General features: G+C 64.1%; 19 protein-coding genes. 16 read left to right on the top strand and 3 right to left on the bottom strand.

Features of this window, described 5'->3' with window-relative positions; translation table 11 throughout:
* Window positions 1-395: 395 nt before the first annotated feature.
* The 16 genes from ACT6QG_RS09520 to ACT6QG_RS09445 all read left to right on the top strand — a co-directional run bounded on the left by ACT6QG_RS09520 (window position 396) and on the right by ACT6QG_RS09445 (window position 14768).
* Window positions 396-1358, top strand: a complete 963-nt coding sequence (locus ACT6QG_RS09520; RefSeq protein WP_444977310.1) for an ArdC family protein — start codon at window positions 396-398, stop codon at window positions 1356-1358.
* A complete protein-coding gene (locus ACT6QG_RS09515; protein ID WP_183755041.1) occupies window positions 1355-1726 on the top strand; it encodes a DUF2958 domain-containing protein in 372 nt (123 codons plus the stop codon). Before ACT6QG_RS09520 ends, ACT6QG_RS09515 begins: the two co-directional genes overlap by 4 nt.
* A complete protein-coding gene (locus ACT6QG_RS09510; protein ID WP_183755039.1) occupies window positions 1726-2466 on the top strand; it encodes a hypothetical protein in 741 nt (246 codons plus the stop codon). The genes ACT6QG_RS09515 and ACT6QG_RS09510 overlap by 1 nt, the downstream gene beginning before the upstream one ends.
* Window positions 2463-2894, top strand: coding sequence for a hypothetical protein (locus ACT6QG_RS09505; RefSeq protein WP_183755037.1), 432 nt, complete (start codon window positions 2463-2465; stop codon window positions 2892-2894). Before ACT6QG_RS09510 ends, ACT6QG_RS09505 begins: the two co-directional genes overlap by 4 nt.
* Window positions 2881-3222: a hypothetical protein gene (locus ACT6QG_RS09500; RefSeq protein ID WP_183755035.1), complete on the top strand. Its 342-nt coding sequence runs from the start codon at window positions 2881-2883 to the stop codon at window positions 3220-3222. Before ACT6QG_RS09505 ends, ACT6QG_RS09500 begins: the two co-directional genes overlap by 14 nt.
* A 104-nt stretch (window positions 3223-3326) precedes the next feature.
* Window positions 3327-5486, top strand: coding sequence for a ParB/RepB/Spo0J family partition protein (locus ACT6QG_RS09495; RefSeq protein WP_444977309.1), 2160 nt, complete (start codon window positions 3327-3329; stop codon window positions 5484-5486).
* Window positions 5487-5598: 112 nt separating this feature from the next.
* Window positions 5599-6030, top strand: coding sequence for a CopG family transcriptional regulator (locus ACT6QG_RS09490; RefSeq protein ID WP_444977308.1), 432 nt, complete (start codon window positions 5599-5601; stop codon window positions 6028-6030).
* Between the two features lie 191 nt (window positions 6031-6221).
* The gene (gene trbB / locus ACT6QG_RS09485; protein WP_183754230.1) at window positions 6222-7226 is read left to right on the top strand and encodes a P-type conjugative transfer ATPase TrbB; all 1005 of its coding nucleotides are present in this window, start codon (window positions 6222-6224) and stop codon (window positions 7224-7226) included.
* A gap of 188 nt (window positions 7227-7414) precedes the next feature.
* Window positions 7415-7687 (top strand): TrbC/VirB2 family type IV secretion system protein, encoded by a 273-nt coding sequence (locus ACT6QG_RS09480; RefSeq protein WP_246375047.1) that lies wholly within the window; start codon window positions 7415-7417, stop codon window positions 7685-7687.
* Complete coding sequence (locus ACT6QG_RS09475) at window positions 7684-7965, top strand: VirB3 family type IV secretion system protein (protein ID WP_183754278.1); 282 nt, start codon at window positions 7684-7686, stop codon at window positions 7963-7965. Before ACT6QG_RS09480 ends, ACT6QG_RS09475 begins: the two co-directional genes overlap by 4 nt.
* A 10-nt stretch (window positions 7966-7975) precedes the next feature.
* A complete protein-coding gene (gene trbE / locus ACT6QG_RS09470; protein ID WP_183754228.1) occupies window positions 7976-10426 on the top strand; it encodes a conjugal transfer protein TrbE in 2451 nt (816 codons plus the stop codon).
* A gap of 3 nt (window positions 10427-10429) precedes the next feature.
* On the top strand, window positions 10430-11194 hold the full coding sequence (gene trbJ / locus ACT6QG_RS09465; RefSeq protein ID WP_183754226.1) for a P-type conjugative transfer protein TrbJ: 765 nt from the start codon (window positions 10430-10432) through the stop codon (window positions 11192-11194).
* Window positions 11195-11215: 21 nt separating this feature from the next.
* Entirely contained in the window at window positions 11216-11503 is a 288-nt protein-coding gene (gene trbK-alt / locus ACT6QG_RS09460; RefSeq protein WP_183754224.1) for a putative entry exclusion protein TrbK-alt, read from the top strand.
* A 6-nt stretch (window positions 11504-11509) separates the two neighbouring features.
* Window positions 11510-12886 carry a P-type conjugative transfer protein TrbL gene (trbL, locus tag ACT6QG_RS09455; protein ID WP_183754222.1) on the top strand — a complete coding sequence of 459 codons (1377 nt, stop codon included), beginning with the start codon at window positions 11510-11512 and terminating at the stop codon, window positions 12884-12886.
* Window positions 12883-13572, top strand: a complete 690-nt coding sequence (trbF, locus tag ACT6QG_RS09450; protein WP_183754220.1) for a conjugal transfer protein TrbF — start codon at window positions 12883-12885, stop codon at window positions 13570-13572. Before trbL ends, trbF begins: the two co-directional genes overlap by 4 nt.
* Window positions 13569-14768 carry a TrbG/VirB9 family P-type conjugative transfer protein gene (locus ACT6QG_RS09445; RefSeq protein WP_444977307.1) on the top strand — a complete coding sequence of 400 codons (1200 nt, stop codon included), beginning with the start codon at window positions 13569-13571 and terminating at the stop codon, window positions 14766-14768. The genes trbF and ACT6QG_RS09445 overlap by 4 nt, the downstream gene beginning before the upstream one ends.
* A gap of 580 nt (window positions 14769-15348) precedes the next feature.
* Here ACT6QG_RS09445 and ACT6QG_RS09440 read toward each other — a convergent pair.
* Genes ACT6QG_RS09440 through ACT6QG_RS09430 form a run of 3 tightly spaced genes read right to left on the bottom strand, consistent with a single transcriptional unit; the run spans window position 15349 to window position 18223 of the window.
* Window positions 15349-15531 carry a hypothetical protein gene (locus tag ACT6QG_RS09440; protein WP_183754208.1) on the bottom strand — a complete coding sequence of 61 codons (183 nt, stop codon included), beginning with the start codon at window positions 15529-15531 and terminating at the stop codon, window positions 15349-15351.
* 11 nt (window positions 15532-15542) lie between these two features.
* Complete coding sequence (locus tag ACT6QG_RS09435; protein ID WP_211694087.1) at window positions 15543-17129, bottom strand: DHA2 family efflux MFS transporter permease subunit; 1587 nt, start codon at window positions 17127-17129, stop codon at window positions 15543-15545.
* Window positions 17126-18223, bottom strand: coding sequence for an HlyD family secretion protein (locus tag ACT6QG_RS09430; protein ID WP_183754206.1), 1098 nt, complete (start codon window positions 18221-18223; stop codon window positions 17126-17128). The genes ACT6QG_RS09435 and ACT6QG_RS09430 overlap by 4 nt, the downstream gene beginning before the upstream one ends.
* Window positions 18224-18241 lie beyond the last annotated feature (18 nt).

The raw sequence follows: 18241 nt of genomic DNA, 5'->3' as shown, positions 1-18241 counted from the left end.
TCTTAAAACGTCGTTTTGCTTTGCGAAGCGAGAGGGAACGAGGGAAAGCAGGCTACGAGGAGAAAACGACGGCCACCTTCCTCGATGGCACTGATGGCTTGCAAGACGACCGAACAAACGCTGCGGGTCTGAGGCTAGTGTGGCGCCGGGCGCTGTCAATGAAGATGGGTGAGCTACAAGTTTCTCTGCTACCGAAACCCTTATCTACGGCTTACGCATTTGCTGTTTTCCGCCGGGGGAAAGTCTTCCCCCTGGCCGGCGCCACGGTCGCCGGCACACCCCCTTCTGCGGGGAGACCCCGCAACGCCCCCTTAGAGTGAGAGTGCGGACGGGTTTTGCCGTGACGGGTTGAGGGCCGGAGGAGAGTCTTCTGGCGCCCGTCGCGGAGAACCGCGATGTCCAGACATGATCGCAGCGTTCGCACCGGCTCGGACCGGACGAACCTTTATGACGAAATCACCACCAAAATCATCGCCGAACTGGAGGCCGGCCGGGTGCCATGGGTGCAGCCTTGGGGTACATCGACCGCCAAGGCGCCGCTCGGCCTACCGAAAAACGCCGCCACCTCCCGCAGCTACAGCGGCATCAACGTGCTCATCCTTTGGGGCGCGGTCATCGAGCACGGCTTTCCCTGCCAGGGCTGGCTTACATTCCGGCAGGCGCTTTCGCTCGGCGGCCATGTCCGCAAGGGCGAGCACGGCACCACGGTCGTCTATGCCGACCGTTTTACGCCGGAAGACGAGAAGCGCCGCGCCCGCGAAGCCGGCGAGGAAGCGCATGCCATCCCGTTCCTGAAGCGCTTTACGGTCTTCAACGTGGTGCAATGCGACGGGCTGCCCGACGACATCGCCATGGTCACGCCGCCGCCACCGCCCGGCTTGATCGAGCCGAGGGTCGAGGCGCTCATCAAGGCGACCGGCGTCGATTTCCGCATCGGCGGCAACAGGGCCTTCTACGCTCCGTCCCAGGACTATGTGAGGGTCCCGCCGCCCCAGGCGTATTTCGAGCCCATCAACTGGCACCGGACGGCTCTGCACGAACTCGGTCACGCCAGCGGCCATCACAGCCGGCTGAACCGTGACCTGACCGGCTCGTTCGGCTCGAAGAAATATGCCTTCGAAGAGCTGATTGCCGAGCAGATTTCGGCCTTTAGCTGCGCCGCTCTCGGCATCGTGCCTACGGTGCGCCACGCCGATTACATCGGCAGTTGGCTGGAGGTCATGCGCGAGGATTCCCGCGCCATCGTGCGCGCGGCCTCGCAGGCAAGCAAGGCGGCCGACTGGCTGCTGTCCTTCCTGCCGGAAGACGAGCAGCGGCCTGCCACGCCCGAGACCGCTATCGACAGGAGGGCAGCATGATCCTCCTGACCGACGAGCTGCGCGCGCAGCTTCTCGCCAATGGCCGCCAGCGCGACACCGATCATGTGCCGGTCGTCAAGTTCTTCAACCCGCTCGGCGCCGGCGTCTGGCTGGCGACCGAGCTCGATGCCGACGGCGACATCCTCTTTGGCTTGGCCGATCTCGGCGAGCCGGAGCTTGGCTATTTCTCGCTCGAGGAGATGGCCTTGGCGCGTCTGCCGTTCGGACTCGGCATCGAGCGCGACATTCTTTTTTCCGGCGACTTTCCGATTTCGGTCTGGGCCGAGGCTGCACGGGAGGCCGGCAGCATCCGCCGCGCCGAGCGGATCATCTATGCCGCGGCGCGTGCCCGGCGGGACGGCGTCTGATGCGCTTCCGCCGCTGGCATAGGCCCGAACCCTATGGTGACACGTCGCGCAAGCGTGCGGCGTTTCTCCGCAAGCAGCGCCTCGAACGCGATGCGCTGCCGCTCTTCGCCGAAGAGATCGCCGCCGGCCAGCGCGGCGTCGACGAGGAAATGGCCCGCCGCGCCGTATGGTGGGACGAGGCCGAACGCGAGCGCCGCATTCAGCGCGCCGTGTGGTGGCGAAAGGGCCGCACCCAGCTCTTCACGCTGCCCGACAGGCTGCGCGCTCGTGTCCGCGAGATCTGGCGGACCTGCCCTTATCCGGCCGACCCGGCGAGCTTTGCCGATTTCCTGCACCAGATTGCGGTTGGCAAGCTCGATCCCTGGCGCCCGCCGTGGCAGTTCCATCCCGCGCGGACCGCGCGGATCACCCGCGATCCGTCGACGTTCAGCGAAGCCTTCCGCCGGATCGGCGGCCGCAAGGCCGGCATCGGTCCGAGCGCGCCGGACGTGGACGAATTGCTTTACTGCGGCAATCTCGGTTCCGGCATCCTGTTTCTCCGGTCGTGGCTGCGCCCCGTCGAAACGTGCGGCAATGTCCACATCGCCGCGTGCCATCACGCCAATGCCGTCGAGCGGCTCGAAATCGAGGTGCGCGGCGCGTGCTCGGATGCCGAGCTGGCGCTGATTGAGCGCCTGGCGCAGGCGACCGAGACGCGCCCCGTCATGGTCCAACGTGTCGTCATGGGAGGCCAGCCATGACTGGACCAAGGCAACATGGCCATAACGGCGGGCCGCCGCTCGACGAGCCCGTCGACGGGCGCTCCGGCCAGTGCAAACACTGCATCCATTGGGACGCGCCGCCGGAAAACGAACAGCGCGCTTATGAATGGTTCCGCCTCGGCCTTTCTCGCCGGCGCGTCAAGCGCCCGTCTGGCACTTGTGATCGCGTTCTTCTGCCCGGTCGCAAAAGCTCCGTGTTCTCGGCCACTTCGGCCGAGTTCGGATGCCCGAACTTCGAGGCGAAGCCGCTGCCCGTCCGCTCGACCGGGGGCGGCTTCGTCACGATCTGGAGGAACGGCCGCGTCGCCTGGCAGGGGCCGGAGGAGAACATTCCGCCGCGCTTCCTTCAGGACGTGCTCGATCTCGGCCCACCTGACGACGGAGGGCCGCGCGATGATGCCTCCTGATCGTGTGCGCTCGCTGCTGGCGCGCATGGAGGACGCGCTTGCGGATACGCGGCGCAATCTCGGACTTGCCGAACGCGCACTCAGCAATCGCGCCGAGGGCGAGACGATTCGCCTCCGCCCGAAATCTCGGCGCTACCACCGGCGGATGAGCCGGTGGACCGGCGCGGACGAGGTGGAATACCGGCGGGTGCTCGATCGCCTCCTGGTGGTCGCGGGGCCGGATCTCGACCGGCTCCGGCGCAAGATTGACCGGCAGGAGGCGGCGATCCTGGCGCTGCGCAGGAAATACCGGGTGAATGCGGGGAGACCGCAGCGCTTCGACTGGTAGCGTCGCACCCGCGGCCCGGTCGAGAGTGAGAGAGGGGCTGGGGATTTCGTGACGGGTTGGAAGGTCGAGAGAGGGTCTCGGCCGCCTGTCACGGAGAAACCACCATGGCCAAAGCTGCCAGGAAGTCGAAAAAGCCTGCCGTTGCGATGATCGTCTTCTCGCGCTCGCGCGACATTCCCTTCAATCGCATCCGCCTCTCGGACAGCAATGTCCGTGAAACCGACGTCGAGGCCGGTCTCGATGATCTCACCCACGACATCGACCGTCGCGAGGACATCGTGCAGGGCATCAATGTTCGCGCCATCCTCGATGCCGACGGCAACGAGACCGGCGATTTCGAGACCCCGGCCGGCGGCCGGCGGTTCCGGGCGATCGCGCGGCTGGTCGAGGCCGGACGCTTTCCCGCCGATGGCCTCGTTCCCTGCCTCGTCAAGAAAGCCGACGCCAAGACCTCGGCCGTCGACGACTCGCTCGCGGAAAACATGCTGCGGCTCGGCCTGCATCCGCTCGACCAGTTCCGGGCGTTCAAGCGCATGTTCGACGACGGCATGACGAAGGAGGAGATCGCCGACGCCTATCGCACCACGCCGCGCTACATCACGCAGCGTATGCGCTTGGCTTCGGTATCGCCGGCTCTACTGGAAGTCTATGCGCGCAACGGCATGCCGCTGGCAATGCTGGAGGCATTCACCGTCAATCCCGACCACGCCCGCCAGGAACAGGTCTGGGAAGCTGCCCAGCGTTCCTACAACGTCCAGCCCTGGCAGGTCCGCCAGCTCCTCACCGAAACCACCGTTCCGACCGATGACAAGCGCGTGCGCTTCGTCGGCGTGGACGCCTATGAGCAGGCCGGCGGCGCGATCCTGCGCGACCTCTTCTCCGAGGACGATGGGGGCTGGCTCGAAGACGTGGCGCTTCTCGACCGCCTAGTCTCGGAGAAGTTGAAGACGATCGCCGATGAAGTGGCAGCCGAGGGCTGGAAGTGGATCGCTGTCGATACCAGCCATCCTTACGGTTATGACAACGGCCTTCGCGAGATCACCGGCAGCTTCGCCGATCTCACCGACGAGGAGCGCGCCGCGCGCGATGCACTCCGCAACGAGTACGACGATCTTGAATCGGAATATTCCGAGCACGACGAGCTGCCCGACGAGATCGATCGGCGGCTGGGCGAGATCGAGGCCGCTCTGGAAGGCTTCGAGAAGCGCCCCGTCATCTATGATCCTGCCGAGATCGCCCGCGCCGGTGTCTTCATCAGCATCGACCGCGACGGCGAGCCTGTCATCGAGCGCGGCTATGTCCGGGCCGAGGACGAGCCGGTGGCCGATGCGGGGGACGGCGAGAACGAAAACACCATCGTCGCCGGCGGAAATGACGGCGACGTGCAGCGCGCCGTCATCACCATCGGCGGCCAGCCGGCCGACCCCGAAGAGGACGATGACGACGACGGGATCAAGCCGCTGCCGGAGCGGCTCGTCATCGAGCTGACCGCCCATCGCACCGTCGCGCTTCAGGAAGCGCTCGCCAACAATCCGCATGTTGCGATGACGGCGCTGCTCCACCGCATGGTGATGGAGCGCTATAACTACTCCGCGCCGACCGGGTGCCTGGAGGTCTCGGTACGCCACAGGTATCTGTATTCGCAGGGCTCCGATCTCGCAGACAGCCTTTCGGCCAAGGTGATCCGCGAGCGCTTCGACGGGTGGAAGGCCGATCTGCCGGCAGACGAAGCGGAACTGTGGGACTGGATCGCTGCGCTTGACGAAGCGAGCCGCATGGCGCTTCTCGCCCATTGCGTCAGCTATGGCGTCAATGCGCTTTACGAGCGCCCGAACATCCACAGCGCTTCCGGCATCTCGCAGCATGGCCTTGATCGTCGCCTTGCCGGAGCCGACCGGATTGCTCGCGCCACCGACTTCGACATGGTGGTCGATGCGGGGTGGCGGCCCACGGTCGAGAACTATCTCGGTCGCGTGACCAAGACCCAGATCCTCGCGGCGGTGCGCGAGGGCGCGGGTGAACGGGCGGCGCAGCTCATCGACCATCTGAAAAAGGGTGACATGGCCAAGGAAGCCGAGCGCCTGCTGGCCGACACCGGCTGGCTGCCCGAACCGTTGCGCCTGGTCGATCTCGACGGCAACGCTGCCCCCGACGCCGATGGCGAGGTCGAGGCTTTGCCCGACTTCCTCGCCAGTGACGGTGACGACGAGGAACCGGCGGCTGAAGACGAAGAAGACCGGCAGCACCTCGTCGCTGCGGAATGATCTCATAGGGACGGCGCAAGCTGTTCCGCAACCGGCGCATGCTTCGCCAGATGCAGGGCGTTGCGCGGCAGGTCTCGCTCGATCCGAATGACGGCATGGAGCTGTAGGCGCCATGACCACTCGCCGGAAGAAGAAGATAAAGACCACGATCTATCTGGACCCCGATGTTGAGAAAACGCTGGCGGATTTCGCCGCCCGCCGCGATCAGTCCCAGTCCATGATTGCGGAGGCGGCCATCGCTTCCTTCCTTTCCCCGGATGATGCCGAACGGCGCGAGGCGATTGTCGCCAAGCGCCTTGACCAGCTTGACCGGCGGATGACCCGCCTTGAACGGGACGTCGGTATTGCTGTTGAGACCCTTGCGGTGTTCATCCGCTTCTGGATCACCACGACGCCCGCCTTGCCGGAGCCGGCCGCTCAGGCAGCGCGGGCAAAATCTGCTGAGCGCTACCAGGCGTTCATCACCGCTCTCGGTCGGCGCCTGGCGCAGGGGCCAAAACTCCGTCAGGAGCTTTCGGAAGATGTGGCCGAATCAGACGGCTGAGCGTCTCGCGCGCAGAATGTGGGAATAGGCGCAGCGCATTCAAGACCACGGCCGCGCCGCCGTTCTCCTGTATTTGCACGCCATGCTACTACTACGACCGAAACTTGTTGAAACGGCCGGAATCAGGGCTCTTTTAATCATCCCCGATCCGGGGATCATCTGTCGCGTCCCCACGAACGAACGGGGACGATATGGCATCTACTCATCAGAGACAGGAAGCAATCCAACGCGGCACCCGGATGCTGCGCACCGCGCTCGGCGCAGATGTGGCGCGGTTTCTCGAAGATCCAGCGATCATCGAGGTGATGCTCAATCCAGACGGACGCATTTGGGTGGATCGCCTTTCGGAAGGATTGGCAGATACAGGCATGGTGATGTCCGCCGCCGATGGCGAACGCATCGTGCGGCTGGTCGCCCATCATGTCGGCGCGGAAGTCCATCCAGGCAATCCTCGCGTCTCCGCCGAACTCCCAGAGAGCGGAGAGCGCTTCGAGGGCTTGCTTCCTCCTGTCGTGGCGGCAGCGACCTTTGCGATCCGCAAGCCCGCCGTCGCGGTGTTCACCCTAGCTGATTACATCGCCAACGGCATCATGACGGTCGAGCAGGCCGACGTGCTGCGCCTCGCCGTTGAGAGGCGGAAAAACATTCTTGTCGTCGGCGGGACCAGCACCGGCAAGACGACGCTCACCAACGCGCTGCTGGCCGAAGTCGCAAAGACCACCGACCGCGTGGTGCTGATCGAGGACACGCGCGAGCTGCAATGCGCTGCACCCAATCTGGTCGCCATGCGGACCAAGGACGGCGTGGCATCGCTGTCCGATCTGGTGAAATCGTCGCTGCGCCTGCGGCCCGACCGCATCCCAGTTGGCGAGGTGCGTGGTTCCGAAGCGCTCGATCTTCTCAAGGCGTGGGGAACCGGACACCCCGGCGGCATTGGCACGATCCACGCCAATTCGGCTATCGGCGCGCTGCGCAGGCTGGAGCAACTCGTGCAGGAAGCCGTTGTCACGGTCCCCCGCGCGCTTATCGCCGACACCATCGACCTGATCGCCGTGCTTTCCGGCCGCGGTTCCGCGCGTCGCCTCGCCGAGATCGCCATTGTCGACGGGATTGATCCCACGACCGGCGATTACCGCACGCTCAACGCGCTGCTCCATTCCGATCCCTATCCACTCTTGAAAGGTAATCTCGCATGAGCCTGCATGTCTCGCCTATCGCGCCGCACGTCGCCGCCCCCATGATCCTCTCCACTGTTCCGACCCGGCCAGAAACACCGGCCGATTTTGTCGAGCCATCCCAACCCGTCCCTCCGGCCAAGCCCAAGCCGTCCGTCCTGCGGGACGCACGCAAGCGCCTCGCCGGTTCTACAGCCCTTGCGACGATCATGTTTATGGCCGCGATCCCGGCGGCTCATGCTTCTGGCTCATCAATGCCGTGGGAGGCGCCGCTTCAGAAAATTCTCGAATCGGTTGAGGGCCCGGTCTCCAAGATCATCGCAGTCATCATCATCATCGTGACGGGCCTGACGCTTGCCTTCGGAGACACTGGAGGCGGCTTCCGCAAGCTGATCCAGATCGTATTTGGTCTGTCGATCGCATTCGCCGCATCGAGTTTCTTCCTATCGTTCTTCTCCTTCGGCGGCGGGGCGCTCGTCTGATGGCTGGCTTCGAACAACTTGATTCCGTGCCGGGTTTCTCGGTTCCGGTCCATCGCGCACTGACCGAGCACATTCTGCTCGGCGGCGCACCGCGAAGTATCGCAATCATGAACGGGACGCTGGCTGGCGCCGTCGGTCTTGGCCTGCGGCTATGGATTGTCGGCATCGCCATCTGGGCAATCGGACATTTCGCTGCGGTATGGGCGGCAAAGCGCGATCCGCTTTTCGTGGAAGTCGGCCGCCGGCATCTGCGCATCCCTGGCCATCTGTTGGTTTGAGAGTATGGCCATGATGAACCTCGCCGAATATCGCCGTACCGCCGCCCGTCTTGCCGACTATCTGCCCTGGGCGGCGCTCGTCGGCGCTGGCGTCGTCCTCAACAAGGACGGCTCGTTCCAGCGCACGGCGCGCTTTCGCGGCCCCGATCTCGATTCCGCCGTCGCGGCCGAACTGGTCGCCGTCGCTGCGCGCCTCAACAACGCCTTCCGCCGGCTCGGCTCCGGCTGGGCGATCTTCGTTGAGGCGCAGCGGAGCGAGGCCGCGACCTATCCCGACTGCCGCTTTCCTGATCCCGCTTCGGCACTTGTCGATTCCGAGCGTAAGGCCGATTTCGAGGAAGAAGGATCACATTTCGTCTCCAGCTACTTCCTCACCATGCTTCACTTGCCGCCGGCCGAGGAAGCGGCGCGCACCGAAGCATGGCTCTATGAGGGGCGGGAGCGCTCCGGCGTCGATCCGCACGAGGCGTTGCGCGCCTTCACCGACCGCACCGATCGTATCCTGGCGCTGCTTGACGGCTTCATGCCCGAATGCGCCTGGCTCGGCGATAGCGAAACGCTGACCTACCTCCATTCGACCATATCGACCAACCGGCACCGTGTCCGCGTGCCGGAGACGCCGATGTACCTCGATGCGCTGCTCGCCGACCAGCCGCTCACCGGCGGGCTGGAGCCGCGCCTGGGCGACCAGCACCTGCGCATCCTCACCATTGTCGGATTCCCGACCGCGACGACGCCCGGCATTCTCGACGAATTGAACCGGCTCGCCTTCGAATATCGCTGGTCGACGCGCGCGATCCTCCTCGACAAGACCGACGCCATCCGCCTCCTGACCAAGATCAGGCGGCAGTGGTTCGCCAAGCGCAAATCGATCGCCGCGATCCTCAAGGAGGTGATGACCAACGAGCAATCCGTGCTCGTGGACACCGACGCCGCGAACAAGGCGCAGGATGCGGATCTCGCGCTTCAGGAGCTCGGCCAGGACTTCGCCGGAGAAGCATACGTCACCGCCACCGTGACCGTCTGGGACGGCGACGCCCGCGTGGCCGACGAGAAGCTGCGGCTGGTCGAGAAGGTGATCCAGGGCCGCGATTTCACCTGCATGCCCGAGACCATCAACGCCGTGGACGCCTGGCTCGGCAGCCTGCCGGGCCACGTCTACGGAAACGTCCGGCAGCCGCCGGTCAACACCCTCAACCTTGCCCACATGATGCCGCTCAGCGCCGTGTGGGCGGGGCCGGAACGGGACGAGCATCTCGGCGCGCCCCCGCTGCTGTATGGCAGGACCGAAGGCTCGACCCCGTTCCGGCTTTCAATTCACGTCGGCGATGTCGGCCACACGCTCGTCGTCGGCCCGACCGGCGCCGGCAAGTCCGTGCTGCTCGCGCTCATGGCCTTGCAGTTCCGCCGCTACAAGCGCTCGCAGGTCTTCGCCTTCGATTACGGGGGCAGCATCCGCGCCTCAGCGCTCGCCATGGGCGGCGACTGGCACGATCTCGGCGGCGACCTGACCGATGGCTCGGAAACCTCGGTTTCCCTCCAGCCGCTCGCCCGCATCCATGAGGTGCCGGAACGCGCCTGGGCGGCCGACTGGATCGTCGCCATCCTGATGCGCGAGGGCGTGCAGATCACACCGGAGGTCAAGGAACACCTCTGGACCGCGCTGACCTCGCTTGCCTCCGCGCCGGTCGGCGAACGCACCATCACCGGCCTTGCTGTGCTCCTCCAGTCGAACGACCTGAAACAGGCGCTGCGCCCATACTGCGTCGGCGGTCCATACGGCCGCCTGCTCGACGCCGAGAGCGAGCATCTCGGCTCGGCGTCCGTACAGGCGTTCGAGATCGAGGGCTTGGTCGGCTCGGGCTCCGCCCCGGCGGTGCTGGCTTATCTCTTCCATCGCATCGGCGACCGGCTCGACGGCCGGCCGACGCTCCTGATCATCGACGAAGGCTGGCTGGCGCTCGACGACGAGGGCTTCTCCGGTCAGCTCCGCGAATGGCTGAAGACGCTGCGCAAGAAGAACGCCAGCGTGATCTTCGCCACCCAGTCGCTCTCCGACATCGATGGCAGCAGCATCGCGCCCGCAATCATCGAAAGCTGCCTGACCCGGTTGCTCCTGCCGAACGAGCGCGCGGTCGAGCCCCAGATCACGGCGATCTATCGGCGCTTCGGTCTGAACGACCGCCAGATCGAGCTGATCGCCCGCGCCACGCCGAAGCGCGACTACTACTGCCAGTCGCGGCGCGGCAACCGGATGTTCGAGCTGGGCCTGTCGGAAGTCGGACTCGCGCTCTGCGCGGCCTCCTCGAAATCCGACCAGACCCTCATCGCCCAGATCGTCGCCGAACACGGCCGCGACGGTTTCCTGCCCGCGTGGCTCGCGGCGCGCGACGTCGCATGGGCCGCGGACCTCATCCCCGATCTCATCAACTTCGACCCCCAGCCCGAACAGGAGAACTAAAACATGCCGCGCACCTCGCCTCGCATCTCCGCCGCCCTGCTTGCCGCCACCGTGCTGTCCGTACCGCTCGCCGTCGCTCCGGTCCTGACCACTCCGGCACACGCCTGGAAGATCGTCTACGATCCGACCAACTACGCCCAGAACGTCCTTCAGGCCGCCCGCGCGCTGGAGCAGATCACCAACCAGATCACGTCGCTCCAGAACGAGGCGCAGATGCTCATCAACCAGGCGAAGAACCTGGCGAGCCTGCCGTTCTCCTCGCTCCAGCAGCTCCAGCAGTCCGTGCAGCGCACGCAGCAGCTCCTGAGCCAGGCGCAGAACATCGCTTTCGACGTCGGTCAGATCGATCAGGCGTTCAAGACGCAATACGGCAACGCCTCGCTGACCGCCTCGGACGCCAAGCTGATCGAGGACGCGAAGACCCGCTGGCAGAACACCGTCGGCGGTCTGCAGGACGCCATGCGCGTCCAAGCCACCGTTGTCGGCAACATCGACACCAACCGCACCCAGATGTCGGCGTTGGTCGGGCAGAGCCAGGGCGCGACCGGCGCACTTCAGGCAACCCAGGCCGGCAACCAGCTCCTCGCCCTTCAGGCGCAGCAGCTCGCCGACCTGACCGCCGTGATCGCCGCGAACGGCCGGGCGCAGGCCCTGACCGACGCGGAGCGCTCCGCCGCGGCCGAACAGGGACGCGAGCAGCGCCGCCGCTTCCTCACGCCCGGCTCCGGCTACCAGCCTGGAAACGCCAAGATGTTCAACGGCAACTGAGACGCAGGAAAGGGGACGACCATGGACGGCAAGATGCTGGCCCGGCTGGGCGCCGTCGTCTTCGTGGCTGTCGCGATCACCGCGACGGCCATCGAGCTGACCCGCAAGGACGAGGTAAAGGCCCCGGAGCCGGCGCGGACCGTCGAGCGCTCGATCGATGCACTTCGTGTCGAACAGCGCCGGTGCCAGCAGCTTGGCGAGGCCGCCGGCAAGGATGCCGGATGCCTGCGCGTCTGGGCCGAGACCCGCGATCGCTTTCTCGGCCGCACGCCGCAGCCGGTCGCGCCCGCGGCGAATGACGAACGGTGAGCGCAGATGGGCAGCACCGGCGTCATCGACAATTTCCTCTCGGTCTTCACGTCCTATATCGACAGCGGCTTTGGCCTGCTCGGCGGCGAGGTCGCCTTCATAGCCTCAACCCTCATCGTGATCGACGTGACGCTTGCGGCCCTGTTCTGGAGCTGGGGCGCCGACGACGACATCATGGCGCGGCTGGTGAAAAAGACGCTTTTCGTCGGGGTCTTTGCCTACCTGATTTCCAATTGGAACAGCCTCGCGAAGATCGTCTTCGACAGCTTCGCCGGGCTCGGCCTGAAGGGCTCCGGAACCAGCTTCAGCACCGCCGATCTGCTGCGCCCCGGCAAGGTGGCGCAGACCGGGCTCGACGCCGGACGGCCGCTGCTCGATTCCATCTCCGACCTCATGGGCTGGATCGCCTTCTTCGAGAATTTCATCCAGATCGCCTGCATGTTCTTCGCCTGGGTGCTGGTCATCCTCGCCTTCTTCATCTTGGCCATCCAGCTCTTCGTCACGCTGATCGAGTTCAAGCTGTCGACGCTGGCCGGCTTCGTCCTGATCCCCTTCGGCCTGTTCGGAAAGACCGCGTTCATGGCCGAGCGGGTGCTCGGCAACGTGATCTCCTCCGGCATCAAGGTCCTGGTTCTCGCCGTCATCATCGGCATCGGCTCGACGCTGTTCTCGCAGTTCACAGCCGGCTTCGGCGGAGCGACGCCGACCATCGACCAGGCCATGGCGATCGTGCTCGCCGCGCTCTCCCTGCTCGGCCTCGGCATATTCGGCCCCGGCATCGCCAACGGCCTCGTCTCCGGCGGACCTCAGCTCGGCGCGGGCGCCGCCGTAGGCACAGGGCTGGCGGTCGGAGGCGCAGCGCTCGCCGCAGGCGGCGGAGCCATGCTGGCCGCCAAGGGCGGTGCGCTCGCTCTGTCCGGAGGCGCAGCCGCCGCGCGTGGCGGCGCTGCCGCAGCCGGCGCAGCCTCCTCGGCTTACACACTCGGCTCCATGGGCCAGTCCGGCATGTCGGGCATCGCCTCCGGTCTCGGCGGCGTGGCGCGCGCCGCCGGTTCGGGCGCTGCCTCGCCGCTGCGTCGCGGTCTCGCCCGCGCCGCTGAAAGCCTCAAGTCGAGCCACACCGGCGGCGTCAAGAGCACTTTCGAAACGACGGGCGGCTCTTCGACCATGGGAACCGTCGGAGGCGGCGGGCAGGCTGCCAACGACGCCTCGGCCGGCGCTGCCGCTGCCGGATCTGTGAATACCCCGCCGGCCTGGGCGCAGCGCATGAAGCGCGGCCAGACGATGAGCCATGGCGTTTCCGCGGCCGCCCACGCGGTCCGCTCCGGCGACAGCCACGGCTCCGGCTCCTCCGTCAATCTCTCCGAAAGCGACCGCTCATGAACCTCTTCCGACGACCCGCCACCCACTACGGCAAGACGCCGCAACCCGAGACCCCCTATCAGAAGGCCGCCCAGATCTGGGATGAGCGTATCGGCTCCGCCCGCGTCCAGGCGCGCAACTGGCGCTATATGGCGTTCGGATGCCTGGCGCTGTCGGCCGGCTTCGCGGCCGCTCTCGTCGTCCAGTCGGCGCGGGGCACCGTCGTTCCCTGGATCGTTCAGGTCGACAAGCTGGGACAGGCCCAGACCGTCGCCGCGGCAACCGCCGACTACCGTCCGACCGATCCGCAGATCGCATGGCATCTCGCCCGCTTCATCGAACAGGTCCGCTCCGTCCCGGCCGATCCGATCATCGTGCGGCAGAACTGGCTGCGCGCCTATGAATGGACGACGGACCGGGGCGCGGCCGCGCTCAACGACTATGCCCGCGTCAACGACCCCTTCACCAAGGTCGGCAAGCAGCAGGTCGCCGTCGAGGTTTCCTCGGTCATCCGCGCCTCGCCGGAGAGCTTCCGGATTGCGTGGATCGAGCGGCGCTATGAGAACGGCCAGCTTTCGACCACCGAGCGCTGGACGGCGATCTTCACCATCGTCGTGCAGCCGCCCCGCGACGCCGAACGGCTCAAGGCCAATCCGCTCGGCATCTACGTCAATGCAATCAACTGGTCGCGGGAGTTGGGACAATGACGCCGCACTTCCGCAATGCCGCAAACCCGGCTTTCCGTAAATCCGTGATCACGGCTTTGCTGGTTTCGACGGCGATGCTCGGCGGCTGCGCCTCGGCGAAGAAGCCGCCCGCAATCACCTACGATTCCGACGTGCCGCCGCTGCCGGCCGTACCTGCCGCCGTGACGGACACGACACCAAAGCCGATCCACATCCCGCCCGCCTGGACGGTGAGCCGCGGCGGCGGCGCGGCCAGCACGCCGACCGCCCGTGTCGAGAACGCCAATCTCGCCGCGCGCGTCGAGCCGCGGCGCGAGGGCTATTACAACGCCATCCAGGTCTATCCGTGGAGCGACGGCGCGCTCTATCAGATCTATGCCTCGCCCGGTCAGATCACCAACATCGCGCTGGAGCCGGGTGAAAGCCTGACCGGCACCGGACCGATCGCCGCCGGCGATACCGCCCGCTGGATCATCGGCGACACCGAGAGCGGCTCCGGCGAGACGCGGCGCGTTCATGTGCTGGTGAAACCGTCGCGCGCGGATATCTCCACCAATCTCGTCATCACCGGCTTGGGTTGGGTCCATAGGAACAGGATCATTCATCGCGACGTGACCGCTGACAACATCATGCTCGCCAGCGAGACCGCAAAGCTCTCCGACTTTGGTGCTGCACAACATCAGGAGACGGGGAGGATCGTATCCGATCTCCTTTATGGTCCCTATATACCGCCTGAGACCGTTGCTGGAGCGGGCTTCTCGGTGGCTACTGATATCTTTGGTATGGGGTTGACGCTTCTCCGTGCGGCAAACAACCAATACGCCTTTCACACTCGTCTAAGCCAAGCGCGCAAGTCCATGCAAGACGGGGAGAACATCGCCGATGTCGTCGGTTTCCAAGGTTACGTTCCTGAGAAGTTGAAACGCATCATCAGAAAGGCGGTCGCATCCGATCCCGCGTGTCGATACTCGACAGCGGGCGCATTCAGGCAGGACCTGAGCCGGCTGGATCCGGTACGTTATTGGCGGCTGGTAAACGAGTCGACCTGGACATGCGAGTATGCCGGTAAAGAGGAAATCATTCGCCTCTATCCCGCGCAGTATGCCACCGTCCTCCACACAGTCGGGGGAAGGACCCGCGCAAAAACCGTGCACGCCAGTCGTCTGGAGGCATCGAACCATATGCTGTCAATCGTTGCGAAGTCGACGCTACAATAGGTCTCCGGTAACCAGCTCAAATCGGCAAGAATGAAATACTGCCTTGACGCCGACGCTGGTGATCAAGGTTGTTCTCATCGCTTCCGGCGGATTGCGGTAGCGCACAATCGGATCACCTCACGGCCAAAGCGCCCATGATGCAATGTCTTCAGGCCCCGCGCCCAATGTGACAGACGCCGACATGCCAGCGTCGAGATGAATGCCTTTGGGAATTTCCGTGAGCAAGATCCTAGCCGATAGCGGCTTCACGGTGACGGCGAGGGTTGCTGCTTGCCCTTTGTAATTGTCGGGGCAGCTTCCTGAGCACAAGCCATCGACAACGCCGCGTATCCTGGCTTCCGGATATCGATCGATGACAACACGGGCTGAGCGCCCAACTCTTACATGATCAAGCTGGGCTTCCCTAAAACTGGCGATAACCAAAACATCGTCGTCGGAGTCTCCGTCGAACGATGCCAGTCTGGACCTAACGTAGGCGGTTTCGGATTTTTGCTCTGAGACGTGAACCGTCAGCCATTGCCATCCCACTGCCCACGCGATCGCCAGCAAGCCGTAAACCGCTACGGCCGACGCAGCGACCTTAGCCCTCCGGCCCATCGCCGCCTTCCGCGTTGTTTCCGCCATTCTCTAATCGGGCCTTTACCTGCTCGACGACCGCCCGAACATCATCGGCAGTAACCCCATCGCGCTTCATGAGAAGCTGAACGATCGGATCGTTCAGTGCTTCTTCAAGCGTGACTTCGCGACGATGCTCCTGAGACATGGCGCACCTCGTCAGTGCGCCCCAGGGGCACCTGATCCCGGCTCGACCTTCTTCAGCAGGAAGCAGAATAGGAATCCTACCAGGAAGGCGACGCCCATCGCGTAGAAGCAGTCGCTGAACGCCATGATATTGCTCTCCCTCCTCATGATGCCATCGATCGCTGCGAGTGCGCGCATCTGCGCCAGCTCCGAGCCCGAACCCAACGAGACAAACCGTTGCGTGAGAGCGGCGATCCTTTCTTGGGTAGCTGGCTCAAGCAGCGAAAGATGCTCGGTGATAATGTTGGAGTGAAAGTGCTCACGCACGGTCAGAATCAATCCGACCATCGAAATCCCTACCGCGCCTCCAAGGTTGCGCATGACGTTGAAAAGTCCCGATGCGGACCCCGCTTGTGCCGGCGGAATGTTCGCGGTCGCGACCCCTGATACTGGCTGCATGATGAACGGCATGCTGATAGCGCGCACGACGTTCGACCAGACCATCTGGCTGTAGGCCGAGTCGGCGGTCATGTGGATGTTCATGAAGCAACTGGCCGCAAACACAAGGCACCCGAAGGCGAGCAGATATCTTGTATCCACCTTTGCGGACAGGCGCAGCACAACCGGAACCATGAAGAGCTGGGGAATGCCCAGCCACATCATGACCTCACCGATCTGAAACGGGCTGTAACCTTGGATCTGCGCGAGATATTTCGGGACGAGGAACACTGTCCCGAAAAGTCCCATACCGAGAATTGTATTTATCCCGGACCCTACCGTGAAATTTCTATCGGCGAATAGCCGCAGATTTACCAGCGGCTCTTTTCGTCTCATTTGCAGTACGACAAAGGCCGTCAGGAAGATCGCCGCGATCCATGCGGTTTTGACGATGAATTCGGAGTCGAACCAGTTCTCCCGATTTCCTTCTTCCAGCATAAGCTCAAACGCCGCCAGCCCGGTTGCCATCAACCCGATGCCGAGCCAGTCACCTTTCCGAAGCAAGTTGAGCTGCATTGGTTCGTCATCAAGGCCCCGCAGAAGCAGCATGAACATCATGACGCCGGGGATAATCTGGATGTAGAAAATATACTGCCAGCCGTAGTTGTCCGTGAGCCATCCACCCAGCGCAGGGCCGACCGAAGGCGCCTGTGTTGCTGTCAGGCCGAAGAGCGCAAAACCGATCATCTGCTTGGCCGGCGGCAACTTCGTCAGAATGATGGTGAACGCGACCGGGATCAGCGCTCCACCAAAAAAGCCCGCCAGCGCCCTGAGCACGATCATTACCTCAAGGTTCCACGCGAAGCCGCCTGCAATCATGAAGGCGACAAACAAGATGACGTTCCCGAGAATGTAGCGCTTGATGCTGAAGACTTGCGACAGCCACCCGGTCAGCGGAATGACGATGATCTCGGCGATCAAATAGGACGTCGATATCCAAGAGCCTTCGTCGATAGAGGCGCCCAGCGCGCCCTGGATGTCAGCGAGCGACGCATTCACAACCTGAATGTTCAGGACGGCCATGAATGCGCCGAGAACCCCGCCGAACACCGCAAGCCAGTTACGGAACGGAACAGCAGACTGCTCTCGCGATGGGTGAGCGCTGGCCGTGATATCGGTCATCGGCTTGATACCTTCAGGTGCTCCGCGTCAGATTGATCCTCGGCGCCTTTGGTGTTGACCTTTGCAATCACCGACATTCCGGGACGCAAGTCGACGACGTGCGCACTCTCACCATCGACGACGACCTTCACCGGGATTCGCTGGACCACTTTCGTGAAATTGCCGGTGGCGTTATCCGGCGGAAGCAGGGCAAATTGTGCGCCTGATGCCGGAGAGAGGCTGTCGATGTGACCGTGAATGACGCGGCCAGGATAAGAATCGATTTCAAGTTCGACGCGTTGCCCGACGTGCATTTCGCCAACCTGCGTCTCCTTGAAGTTCGCAACGACATAGGCGTCCTCGGTCGGAACAAGCGCCAGCATCTGCGTGCCCGGCTGGACATACCGGCCGACCCGAACTTGAAGATTACCCACGGTTCCAGAGATCGGCGCGCGCACGACCGTATTCTCAAGGTCGATTTCAGCAAGTTTGAGAGACGCCTCCGCTTGCGCTAACGCCGCTTCCGCTCCCTTTTCTTGTGCGTCGAGAACCGACACACGATCCTTTTCGGATGTGATGCGCGCCTGGGCCGCGCGCACCGCAGCGATCGCCTTTGTGGCATTACTGCGCGCGAGATCCGCGCTTTGGATGGAAACAGCGTTCGTGCGAACAAGTGCTTCAGCCCGCTCGAGGTCGCGCTTGGCGCGTTCGACCTCGGCCGCTGCCGAATCTGCGTCCGCTTCGGTCTGGCTGATCACTGCGCGTTGTAACTGTAGTTGGCTTCGAGCTGCTTCAATCGCCGCCCGCCGCGCAGAGACATCGGCCCGTGCAAGATCAACCCGAGCTTGGAAATCACGATTGTCGATTCTGAAGAGAACATGTCCGCGTTTCACAACCTGGTTGTCGACGACTTCCACATTCTCGACATATCCCGCCACGCGCGGCGCCAATAGGGTTACGTCTGCACGAACGTAGGCGTTGTCGGTGCTCTCGACAAAACGCCCCTCCGTCCACCAGTACCAACCGTATTTCCCGCCATAAGCGAGTCCTCCCACCACGAGCAGTCCGACGACGACGTTGCGGGCAATCTTCCTTTTCGATTTTTTCTCGGGCATCTATTGCGCTCTCTTGGT

Source organism: Haloleucobacter ellipsoideus, assembly GCF_052491725.1.
Note: the sequence above shows the minus strand (reverse complement) of the source record. Positions and strands in the feature narration are given on the sequence as shown.